Here is an 11697-nt window from a genome sequence, read left to right as displayed (position 1 = left end):
GCCTCAAACGTCGCCGTGCGGCCGGACCGGCAGCTTCTCCAGGCCGTGGGTGACCGTGCTGAGCCGCCACCGCAGCTCGTTCGGGTCACAGGCCAGGGCGAGGCCGGGAAAGCGGTCGAGGAGCATGCCGATGGCGATCTCGGCCTCCAGGCGGGCCAGCGGGGCGCCCATGCAGTAGTGGATGCCGTGCCCGAAGGTCATCTGGCCGCCGATCGGGCGGGTGATGTCGAAGAGTTCGGGCTGGTCGAAGCGGTCGGGGTCGCGGTTGGCGGCCATCAGCGACACCATGACCACCTCGCCGACCGGGATCGTGACGTCCCCGAGTACCACCGGCTCGACCGTGTAACGGAACGTGGCGAGGTTCACCGGGCCGTCGAAGCGCAGGAACTCCTCCACGGCCTGCGGCAGCAAGGAACGGTCGGCGCGCAGCCTGGCCAGTTCCCCGGGGTGGGTGAGCAGGGCCAGCACACCGTTGCCGATGAGGTTGACCGCCGTCTCCGTGCCGGCCGAGAACATCAGGTAGATGGTGGCGAGCAGTTCGCCCTCGGTGAGCTTGTCGTCCTCGTCGCGGGCCGCGATCAGCGCGCTCAGCAGGTCCTCGCCGGGGTTCTCGCGCTTGACCCGGATCAGCTTCACCAGGTACTCGCGCATCGCCCGGGTGGCCTCCTCGTAGCCTTCCGGGGCGAGGTCCGACAGCACGGTGGCCGCGTACCGGCCGAAGGCGAGCCGCTCGGCCTCCGGCACGCCGAGGAGCGTGCAGAGCAGTTCCATCGGCACCGGGTAGGCGAGCGCCTCCAGCAGGTCGATCTCCTCGTGCCGGTCCATCTCGTCGAGCAGCTTGGTGGTCAGCTCTTCGAGCATGGGCCGCATGGCCTCGACCCGGCGGGGCGTGAAGGCCTTGTTGACCAGCCGGCGCATCCGGGTGTGGTCCGGCGGGTCGCTGGCCAGCATGTGGCCGACGAGCGCCTCGTCGTACTGCTTCGGGGCGTGGCCCTCCTTGGTCTGCTTGGTCATCAGTTCGTTGAGGCCCTTGAAGTTCTTGCTCAGGCCGTTCTCGCCGAGGGCCTGGCGCACCTCGTCGTAGCGGGTCACGATCCACACCAGCGAACCGTTCGGCAGCATCACCTTCACTGCGGGTCCGGCCTCGCGGAGCCGCTTCAGCACCTCGTGGGGAGTCTGCACGAAGCTGACATCCAGTTCCTCGGTCACCTGCTGCATCTCCTGCACGACTGCGCCCTCCTGGCCACGGGATCGCTTCCCTGCTCCGGGTCCTGCGGGGTTGCTGCGGGGAGCATGTCCCGCCCCCCTTGCCGGGCGCTGGCGGAACACCTTGCGGAACGCTGACCGGATGCCTTGCGGAGTCCTTGCGGGGCGGGGCGAGGAGTTATGTTGAAACGCCGTGGGCATGACAATAAGGCCTGGCGGGCCGCCCGCCGGAAAGCCTGTCCCGATTTATCCACCGGATATGAACCAGGAATTCGCATTTCCGCAAGTCGCCGGTGCCTTCCGCCCGCCAGTAGGCCAGGTGGGCGAAACGCCTGAAGGGCCGACGCCGTACTCATGGGGCGACAAGTGTTCTACGATCGCGCCAGTACCACTGAACGCAGAATTCCGGTGTTCGGGGCCAGTACTGACGCTGATCCGTGTACGGACGACTGCGGCCGAGGAGTTGAACGCAGGCAGGTCTTTCCGCAGTTGACGCCGTGTTCGACCGGTCGGCGTGCGAGTGGCCCACCCTCCGCCCCCGTGAACGAAGGAAGGGCATGGCTGAACCCTCCGAGCGCGTGACCGTGGAAAAGGCGAGCGTGACGCCGCTCGCACCGAAAGGGGCCGTCCGGGCCCCGGGCCGAAGAGATGAAACCAACCACCCCGCCTGGGAGCTGCGTGTCTTCGGCTCGCTCACTCTGGTGCACGAGGGGACCCCGCTGCCGCTCGGACCCTTGCGCCACCGCGCACTGCTCGGGCTGTTGCTGGTGCGATTAGGAAACGTTGTCACGGCCGGACAACTCGTCGACGAACTCTGGGGCGCCCGCCCGCCCCGCCAGCCCGTCGCCACCCTGCAGACCTACGTCTCCCATCTGCGCCGCGCCCTCGCCGGGGCCGAGGAACGGGGCGGCGGCCACGCCCGGCTCCGCTATCGCGCCCCCGGCTACGTCTTCGAGCTGGACCCCGAACTCGTCGACGCCTACCGCTTCGAGCGGCTCCTGGAGCGCGGCCGGCGGCACATCGCCGACCGCCGCTTCGAGCGCGCCCGCGACGACCTGACCCGGGCGCTCACCCTCTGGGACGCCCAGCCCTACCTCGAACTCGTCTCCTACGCACCCATCGCGCACGAGAGCGAACGCCTCGGACAACTGCGGCTGACGGCCCTGGAAGCCCAGGCCGATGCCTGTCTGGCGCTCGGCGACGCGGACTGGGTGGTACGGGCGCTGTACCCGGAGGTCCAGCACAACCCCACCCGCGAACGGCTGGTGGGCCATCTGATGACCGGCCTCTACCACCTGGGCCGCCAGGCGGAGGCGCTGCGGCTGTACGAGCAGACCCGCCTCCACCTGGCCGAAGAACTGGGCGTGGACCCGGGCGGCGAACTCCAGCGCGTCCACGCGGACATCCTCCGCCAGCGCCTCGACCTGCTGCGGTCACCGGTACGGCTGGTCAGCGGGGGAGCCGGCGAGGACGGGACGGACAGCGGACAGCCCCCGACGGCGACGGACGCCCCGGAACCCGCCGCCTCCTCGGGACCCGCGGCCCCGGGATCCGTACGGCTGGGCGCGGTCGAGACCGGCCCCTTGGACGCGGACCCCTCGGATGTCACGGACGGCACCGACCCCGCCGCTCCTGTCGATCCAGCCGCTCCCGCGATCGCGCCCGCCCCGGGCGGAACCGCCCTCCGCGCAGCGCCCCACGATCTCCCGGCCGCCGCAGGCTCGCCCACCCCAAGTGCCCGTCGTGCCAGGGGCCTGTTCGTGGGACGCGGACGCGAAAGCTCCCTGCTCGGCTCGCACGTCCTGGACGCGCTGAACGGCGGCAGTCATCTCACCGCCGTGCTGGGGGAGATGGGCGTCGGCAAGACCGAACTGGTCGAGGAGGTCGCCGCGGACCTCAACGACCTGCTCCTGGAGGTGGTGTGGGGCTGCTGCACCTCGGGCGAGGGCGTACCGGCGTACTGGGTGTGGTCGCAGGTCTTCCGCCAGCTCGCGGTCTCCCGCCCCGAGGCGTTCCGCCGGGCGGAGGCCCGCTTCGGGAGCCTGCTCGCCCCGCTGATGCTCGACCCGGAGGCGGGCCGGCGGTGCCTGACCGCGGAGGACCCGCCGACCCTGGCACGCTTCCTCATCCAGGACGCGATGTGCGAGACGCTCCTCGCGCTGGCCGCCGAGGAACCGCTGGTCGTCGTGTTGGAGGACCTCGACCAGGCCGACGAGCGCTCGCTCGAACTGCTGGGCCTGCTGCGCACGCGCCTGCACGGCGAACCGCTCGGCGTCGTCGTCACCGCGGAGGACACCGGAGTCGCCGCGGACTTCATGAAGGGCGGGGCGGTCACCGACATCCTCAGCGACCCACGCACCCGCAGTCTCCGGCTGACCGGCCTTTCGCCCGGCGAGAGCGCCGACCTCGTCGGAGTCAGGACGGGCGCCAGGGTGCCGGACGACGTGCTGCGCGTCCTGCACGAGCGCAGCCGCGGCAACCCGTACTTCCTGCACGAGTTCCTCGCGGGCGTCGGCGACCCGCAGTCGCTGCGCGACCGTACGACGGCGGAGTCCGCGCTGGTGGACGTGCCGCTCGGGGTGCGGCAGGCGCTGGGCCGGCGGATCGGCGCGCTGCCCGGACAGATGGTGGAGGTACTGCGCTGCTGCGCGGCGCTCGGCACCCACTTCGACCTGGGGCTGGTCAGGGACGTCGTGGCGCAGGACACGGACCCGGAGCCGGTTGTGGAGGCGGCGGCGCGGTGCGGGCTGCTGCGCAAGGAGCCACGGCCGCCGTTCCGGCTCGCGTTCCGCGAGACGCTGGTCCAGGAGGTGCTGCTCGCCGAACTGAGCGGCACGGAGCGGACACGGCTGCGCGCGAGCGCGCTGCGGGCCGTCCTGCACAAACCGGGTCCGGTCGGCACCGACCGCGACCAGTACCGCCGCCCGCCCCGCCGCACCTCGCCGGGGTGCATGGACCCCCCGGACACGGCCGGTGCCGCCCGCCCCCCTCGCGCCGACGACTGGTCCGGCCTCGTCGATTCACCACCGCGCACCGCCTGAAACCACCCCGGGTCCGCCTCTCCCACCCCTCCTCGCGACGCGCCCCGCACGGCCGTTCCGCTCCCCACCACCCCGCGACGATCCCCCTTCGACGTGCCCGGACGGCCGTCCCCCCACCCAGCGAAGCCGTCCCGGCAAGCGAGCCGCAAGCGGTCCCACAAGGACCCGGCAAGGGGACGGCCGCATGCTCGGCGGTGCGTCGGCACACCAGGCCGTGCCGATTCCCACGGCCCCCCGCGTGCCGCTTCCCCGAGGAGGAGACCCTGGTGACCACCGCGGCCCGGCAGTTCGACATCGCCGACATCTCGTCCATCGACTTCTGGTCGCAGCCCCCGGCGGCGTGGGACGACACCTTCCGCGTCCTGCGCGACGAACGCCCGGTCTCCTGGCACAAGGCGCCGGAGGGCAGCCTCCTGCCGACACCCCCGGACGACGGATTCTGGGCGGTCGTCCGGCACGCCGACATCGTGGCCGTGAGCAGCAGGCCCGACCTGTTCGTCTCCAGCAAGGGCGTCCAGTTCGAGGAGCTGCCCGACGACATCCTCCAGGCCACGCAGTCCATCGTCGCCATGGACGCGCCCCGCCACCTGAAGGTGCGCGGCCTGGTCACGGCCGCCTTCAGCCCCTCCCGCATGGAGCAGATGCGCGGCTCGATGGAGGCCGAGGTCCGGCGGATCGTCGAGGACTTCGCGACCGCGGGAGAGTGCGACTTCGTCGCCAAGGTCTCGATGCCGATGGCCCGTTGGACGATGACGTACATGCTGGGCCTGGAGGCGGACGAACTGGACCGCTTCACCGAGGCCATCACCGTCATGCTGTCGAGCCGCGACGAGGCGGAGAAGTCCGGCCGGTCGCGCGCCGACATCGTCAACGAGGTCGTCGGGCTCGTCTCCGGCAAGGCCGTCGAGATCGCGCAGGCCCGCCGCGCCGATCCGCAGGACGACGTCATGACCGACCTGGTGCAGGCCCGGGTCGACGGCGAGGGCCTGACCGACGCCGAGATCAGCGCCTTCTTCCTGCTGCTGATCGGCGCCGGCTTCGACACCCCGCGCCAGACCATCAGCCACGCCGGCAAGGCCCTGTCCGACTTCCCCGAACAACGCGCCCTGCTCGCGGCCGACTTCGACATCCGCGCGGGCAAGGCCATCGAGGAACTGCTGCGCTGGTCCACCCCGGTGCTCACGCTGCGCCGCACCGCGGCCCGCGACACCGAGCTGCACGGGCTGCACATCAGCGAGGGCGACAAGGTGGCCCTCTTCTACCCCTCGGGCAACCGCGACGAGCGCGTCTTCACGGACCCGCACGTCCTCGACCTCGCCCGCACCCCCAACCGGCACATCAGCTTCGGCGGCGGCGGCCCTCACCACTGCCTCGGCAACGTCCTGGCCCGCATGGAGCTGCGCGTCCTGCTGAAGGAACTGCTGCGCGTCACCCCAAACTTCCACATCGGCGAACCGGTCCGGGTCACCAGCAATTTCGTCAGCGCCGTCACCCGGATGCCGGCGGTGGCCCGTGCCTGAACCAGGCCGCAGGCAGCTACTTGGATACGCGATGGCGGGAGCGGCGGGAGCAGGCGTGGCAGCAATGGCATCCGGCACGGCACAGGCCGCCGAACCAGCAAGGCCAGGAGGCGGGACGGGCGGCACGGCTCCAGCACCGATCGTCGTCACCCCCGGCCAGGCCCGCTACGCCGACATGACCAGCGGCTACAACAAACGCTGGACCGGCAGCCCGGACCAGATCCGGGTCATCCGCTCCACCGCCGAGGCGGTCGCCGCCGTCCAGGAGTTGGTGGACGCAGGCAAGCGCTTCTCGGTGCGCAGCGGCGGCGGCTGCTTCGAGAACTTCGTCTACAACCCGGAGATCGAGGCCGTACTCGACCTCTCCACCCTGGACGAGGTGACCTACGACGCGGAGCGCCGCGCCTTCGCCATCGAGCCCGGCGCGATCCTCCTCAACGTGTACGACACCCTGCTGCACCGCTGGGGCGTCACCCTGCCCGCCGGCCTCTGCTACTCGGTCGGCATGGGCGGGCACGCCGTGGGCGGCGGATACGGCCTGATGTCCCGTCAGTTCGGCCTGGTGGTGGACCATCTGTACGCCGTGGAGGTCGTCGTCGTGGACGCCGACGGCCGGGCCCGCGCCGTCGTCGCCACCGCCGAACCCGACGACCCGCACCACGACCTGTGGTGGGCGCACACCGGCGGGGGCGGCGGCAACTTCGGCGTCGTCACCCGGTACTGGTTCCGCACCCCCGGCGCCACCGGCGACGACCCGAGCACCCTGCTGCCCCAGCCGCCCTCGCACGTCCTGCTCAACGTCACGGCCATCCCCTGGACCGCCGTGGACGAGGCCGACTTCGCCCGGCTGCTGCGCAACTACATCGGCTGGCTGAACGAGCACAGCGCCCCCGGCACCCCGGAGACCGCGCTGTCCAGTCTTTTCGGCCTCAACCACGTCGCCACCGGCGTCCTCACCCTCATCACCCAGGTCGACGCGAGTGTGGACGGCGCCGAGGACATCCTCGCCGACCACCTCGCCGCGATCGGCGAGGGCACCGCCGACGGCATCCGCCAGGCCCTGACCGCCGCGCCGACCAAGGCGACCTGGGGACAGGTCACCCGGTACATCTCCACCTCGAACTACGCGGCCCCCGCCGTCCGAGTCAAAGCCAAGTCGGCGTACCTGAAAGGCAACTTCACCCCGGAGCAGGCCGCGGTCATCCACCGCTGCCTGACCACGACGGACTACAGCAACCCCGGTGCCTCCCTGATCATCTTCCCGTACGGCGGGCAGATCGCCACCGTCGCCCCGGACGCCACCGCCATCCCGCAGCGCGACTCGGTCGTCAAGATGCAGTACCAGGCGTGGTGGACCGACCCGGCCCAGGACGAAACCCACCTGGCCTGGGTGCGCGGCATGTACAAGGACGTCTACGCCGACACCGGCGGAGTGCCCGTGCCCGACGGCACCTGGGACGGCTGCTACATCAACTACGCCGACGCCGACCTCGCCGACCCCGCACACAACGACTCCGGCGTGCCCTGGCCGGCCTTCTACTACAAGGACAACTACCCGAGACTCCAGCGGGTCAAGGCGCAATGGGACCCCCGCGACATCTTCCACCACGCGCTGTCCGTCGAACTCCCCACCGGCGAGTGAGGTATCCATGTCCCTGACCGACGCCGTACTGTCCGGTGCCTCCCCGGACGAACTCGCCGCCGCCGCACTGCCCGACACCTTCACCGCCGCGCACCTGCGGATCGAGGACGAGGGCATCTTCGCCGACACCACCGACAAGGACGTACGCCGCAGCCTGCACGTCGGCGAGGTCCCGATGCCCGAACTCGCCCCGGACGAGGTGCTGATCGCCGTCATGGCCAGCTCCGTCAACTACAACACCGTCTGGTCGGCGAAGTTCGAACCGCTGTCCACCTTCCGCTTCCTGCGCTCCTATGCCAGGCAGGGCGGCTGGGCGGCCCGGCACGACCAGCCCTTCCACGTCCTGGGCTCCGACGGCTGCGGTGTCGTCGTGCGGGTCGGTTCCGGGGTGCGGCGCTGGCGGATCGGCGACCACGTCATCGTCAGCCCCGCCCACGTCGACGACCAGGAGCCGGCCACCCAGACCGACGGCATGCTCAGCGAGGCCCAGCTCGCGTGGGGCTTCGAGACCAACTACGGCGGACTCGCCCACTACGCGGTCGCCCGCGCCAGCCAACTCGTGCCCAAGCCAGCGCACTTGAGCTGGGAGGAGGCCGCGAGCATCCCCGTGTGCGGCGGCACCGCCTACCGGATGCTCGTCAGCGACCGGGGCGCCCGTATGAAGCAGGGCGACATCGTGCTGATCTGGGGCGCCTCGGGCGGCCTCGGCGCCTACGCCGCCCAACTGGTTCGCAACGGCGGCGGAATCGCCGTCGGCGTGGTCGGCTCCGAACGGAAGGAGGCCATCGCCCGCAAACTGGGCTGCCACGTGGTGATCAACCGCGAGGAGATCGGCATCGGCGACGACACCGGCGACGACCCCGAACAGGCCGTCAAGGCGGGCAAACGACTCGGCGCGGTCATCCGGCGCGAGGTGGGGGAGGACCCGCACATCGCCTTCGAACACGTCGGACGGGCCACCTTCGGCATCTCCGTGTTCGTCGTCCGGCGCGGCGGCGCGGTCGTCACCTGCGGCTCCAGCACCGGCTACCACCACACCTTCGACAACCGCTACCTGTGGATGAAGCTGAAGCGGATCATCGGCAGCCACATCGCCAACCTCCAGGAGATGACCGACTGCGCCCGCCTCTTCGAGCAGGGCAGCATCGCCCCGGTGATCTCCGAGACCTACCCGCTGGCCCAGGTCGCGGAGGCGACCCGGCTCGTGCAGCTCAACCAGCACATCGGCAAGGTCGGCGTGCTCTGCCTCGCCCCCGCCCCCGGCCTCGGCGTCACCGCGCCCGAACAGCGCGCCCGCATCGGCGAGGACACCCTCACCCCGCTGCGGCCGTTCACCGCGAACGCGGCGGGCCGACCGTTCGGACCCACGCTCGAAAGGTAGGACACGAACATGACCACGGACCCGCCGACCGCCGGCATCGGCATCCTCGCGACCGGCTCCTACCTGCCCGAACGGGTGGTCACCAACGCCGAGGTCGCCCGTCTCGTGCCCCGCACCAGCGAGGAGTGGATCGAGCGCAGGACGCAGATCGTCGAGCGCCGCTTCGCCGCCCCCGACGAGGCCGCCTCCGACCTCGCCGTGCACGCCGCCCGCCTCGCACTCGACGCCGCCGGTCTCGACACGGGCGACATCGACTACCTCATCGTCTCCACCACCACCGGCGACGCCCCCATCCCGGCCACCGCCACCCTCGTACAGCACGCGCTCGGCGCCCACCGCGCGGGCTGCTTCGACGTCAACATCGCCTGCTCCGGCTTCGTCACCTCGCTCGCCCTCGCCCGCGCCCTGATCACCCTGCGGCCCGCCGCCAAGGCCCTCGTCATCGGCACCGACGTCTACTCCCGGTTCGTCGACTTCGACGACCGGGCCACCAGCGTGCTGTTCGGCGACGGCGCCGGAGCCGCCGTGGTCGCCGCCGTCGACGACGGCCCCGGCTTCCTCGACCTCGACATGGTCGGCGGCGGCGACGCCCACGACCTCATCGAGATACCCGGCGGCGGCAGCCGCCGCCCCACCTCGCCCGAAACGCTCGCCGAGCGCGGCCACGTCCTGCACATGAAGGGACGTCAGGTCCGCGACTACGTCATGGACAATGTGCCCGCCGTCATCGACGCCCTGCTGGAACGCTGCGACCACAAGGCGGCCGACATCGACCACTTCGTGCCCCACCAGGCCAACGGCATGATGGTCGCCGAACTCGTCGACGCCTGCGGGCTGGCCGACGCCACCACCCACCTGCCGCTCGACCACTGCGGCAACACCGGCAGCGCGTCCGTCGCCATCGCCCTCGACGAGGCCAACCGCTCCGGCGCGCTGCGCCCCGGCGACCTGGTGCTGCTCGCCGGGTTCGGCGCCGGCATGGCGGTCGCCGCGGGCCTGCTGCGCTGGTCGGCGCCGGCCGTGCGGAGCGCGGCGTGAGCGCCCGCCTCGTCGGCGTCGCGGGCGGCGGCACCATGGGCGCCGGGATCGCCGCCGAATGCCTGCGCGCCGGTCTCGACGTACACGTCCTGAGTTCCCGGCCGGCCTCCGCCGACCGCGCCCGCGAGCGCGTCCTCGCCCTCCTCGACCGGGCCCACGCCAAGGGCCGCATCGGCGACGCGGAACGCGCGGACGCCGAGCGGCGCGCGGTGTTCGGCGCCGACCCCGACGCGCTCGCCGACCGCGACTTCGTCATCGAGGCGGTGCCGGAGGAACGGGACACCAAACTCCGGCTGTTCACCGCGCTCGCCAAGACCGTCCAGGACCCCGCCGTCGTCCTCGCCTCCACCACCTCTTCCCTCTCCATCACCGACCTGGGCAACGCCACCGACCGTCCCGGCGACGTGATCGGCCTGCACTTCTTCAACCCGGTGCCGACCATGCCGCTGGTGGAGGTGATCCGCTCCACGCACACCACCGACCGCACCGCCCGGCGCGCCGAGGCACTCATCACCGAGACACTCGGCAAACAGATCGTGCGCGCCGAGGACCGCAGCGGCTTCGTCGTCAACGCGCTGCTGATCCCCTACCTCATGGCCGCGGTGCGCATGTACGAGTCCGGGATCGCCACGGCCGAGGACATCGACCGCGGCATGACCCTCGGCTGCGGGCACCCCATGGGCCCGCTCGCCGTCCTCGACCTGATCGGCCTCGACGTCATCGCCGCCGTGGCCCGCAGCATGGAGCACGGCACCGGCGACGCCCGGCACGCCGTACCGCCGCTCCTCGACCGGCTGATCGAGGAGGGCCGCCTCGGCCGCAAGACGGGCCACGGCTTCCACCGCTACGACACCGCGCGGGCCGCCTCATGAGCGGTGGTGCCGGCGACGGCGCCCCGCGCGACAGCCTGTGGATCCGCCGCTTCCGGCCCCTGCCCGACGCCCCGGTACGCCTCGTCTGCCTGCCGCACGCCGGCGGTTCGGCCAGCTTCTTCGCCGGGCTGCCCGCGCTGCTCGGCGACGGCGTGGAGGTGCTGGCGATCCAGTACCCCGGCCGCCAGGACCGCCGCGGCGAGCCGTTCGCGCCGAGCATGGACGCGCTGGCCCGCGACGTGGTGGCCGAGCTGCTGCCGTGGACGGACCGGCCGCTCGCCGTCTTCGGGCACAGCCTCGGCGCGGTCCTCGGCTTCGAGGTGGCCCGCGGACTGCGGAGCGCCGGACGGACACCGGCCGCCCTGTTCGCCTCCGGCCGCCGCGCCCCCTCGCGGCAGCGCACCGAGCACGCCCACCTGCTCGACGACGACGGCCTGCTCCGCGAGATCCGCGCGCTCAGCGGCACGGACTCCCGCGTCTTCGCCGACGAGGAACTGGTCAGGATGGTGCTGCCGGCCATCCGCGCCGACTACCGCATCGTCGAGAGCCACCGCCCCGCCCCCGGCCCGCCCCTCGACTGCCCGATCACCGTGCTGACCGGCTCCGAAGACCCGAAGGTGACCGCCGAGGAGGCCGCCGCCTGGCAGGAACACACCACGTCAGCCTTCGACCTGGTCACCTTCCCGGGCGGCCACTTCTACCTCACGGCGCACTCGTCGGGGGTCGCCCGACGAATCACCACGACACTGTCCACCCTGCCGGCCGGCCGTCCGGGTCCGTGACGACCGGTCCCGGCAGCGTCATGAGGGGGGCGATGCCGTAGGCCCGCGCCTGCCCGTCCGCCGCCCGCCATGGTGGGGTCCGCCAGAGTGGGCGAAGCCTTCCTGCGACCGTCTGACGGGGCGGCGGGGAGGCCGGCAAGTGATCAGCACGAGTTCTGAAAGACCTGGGGAATCCGCCCGGACGTGCGACCCGTTGTAGAGTGTGGAGAAAGCCC

At 71.8% G+C, this 11697-nt stretch carries 8 protein-coding genes; 7 read left to right on the top strand and 1 reads right to left on the bottom strand.

All coding sequences use genetic code 11. From position 1 onward, the window contains the following. Positions 1-3: 3 nt before the first annotated feature. Positions 4-1218 (bottom strand): cytochrome P450 family protein, encoded by a 1215-nt coding sequence (locus AC4IHM_RS02625; RefSeq protein ID WP_490870742.1) that lies wholly within the window; start codon positions 1216-1218, stop codon positions 4-6. Between the two features lie 545 nt (positions 1219-1763). On the opposite strand from AC4IHM_RS02625, the gene AC4IHM_RS02620 reads away from it, so the two are divergent. The 7 genes from AC4IHM_RS02620 (at position 1764) to AC4IHM_RS02590 (ending at position 11482) form a co-directional block, all read left to right on the top strand. Then, positions 1764-4247 carry an ATP-binding protein gene (locus AC4IHM_RS02620; RefSeq protein ID WP_490865457.1) on the top strand — a complete coding sequence of 828 codons (2484 nt, stop codon included), beginning with the start codon at positions 1764-1766 and terminating at the stop codon, positions 4245-4247. Positions 4248-4513: 266 nt separating this feature from the next. Further along, positions 4514-5767: a cytochrome P450 gene (locus AC4IHM_RS02615; protein WP_490865456.1), complete on the top strand. Its 1254-nt coding sequence runs from the start codon at positions 4514-4516 to the stop codon at positions 5765-5767. A gap of 64 nt (positions 5768-5831) precedes the next feature. Continuing rightward, a complete protein-coding gene (locus tag AC4IHM_RS02610) occupies positions 5832-7409 on the top strand; it encodes an FAD-binding oxidoreductase (RefSeq protein ID WP_490870741.1) in 1578 nt (525 codons plus the stop codon). A gap of 7 nt (positions 7410-7416) precedes the next feature. Beyond that, positions 7417-8790 carry a crotonyl-CoA carboxylase/reductase gene (ccrA, locus tag AC4IHM_RS02605; protein WP_490865455.1) on the top strand — a complete coding sequence of 458 codons (1374 nt, stop codon included), beginning with the start codon at positions 7417-7419 and terminating at the stop codon, positions 8788-8790. 9 nt (positions 8791-8799) lie between these two features. Then, positions 8800-9828 carry a 3-oxoacyl-ACP synthase III family protein gene (locus AC4IHM_RS02600; protein WP_490865454.1) on the top strand — a complete coding sequence of 343 codons (1029 nt, stop codon included), beginning with the start codon at positions 8800-8802 and terminating at the stop codon, positions 9826-9828. Further along, on the top strand, positions 9825-10700 hold the full coding sequence (locus tag AC4IHM_RS02595; RefSeq protein WP_490865453.1) for a 3-hydroxybutyryl-CoA dehydrogenase: 876 nt from the start codon (positions 9825-9827) through the stop codon (positions 10698-10700). The genes AC4IHM_RS02600 and AC4IHM_RS02595 overlap by 4 nt, the downstream gene beginning before the upstream one ends. After that, a complete protein-coding gene (locus AC4IHM_RS02590) occupies positions 10697-11482 on the top strand; it encodes a thioesterase II family protein (protein WP_490865452.1) in 786 nt (261 codons plus the stop codon). The genes AC4IHM_RS02595 and AC4IHM_RS02590 overlap by 4 nt, the downstream gene beginning before the upstream one ends. The last annotated feature ends 215 nt before the right edge of the window (positions 11483-11697 follow it).

The sequence above is a fragment of the Streptomyces sp. SL06 genome (assembly GCF_058244745.1).
Note: the sequence above shows the minus strand (reverse complement) of the source record. Positions and strands in the feature narration are given on the sequence as shown.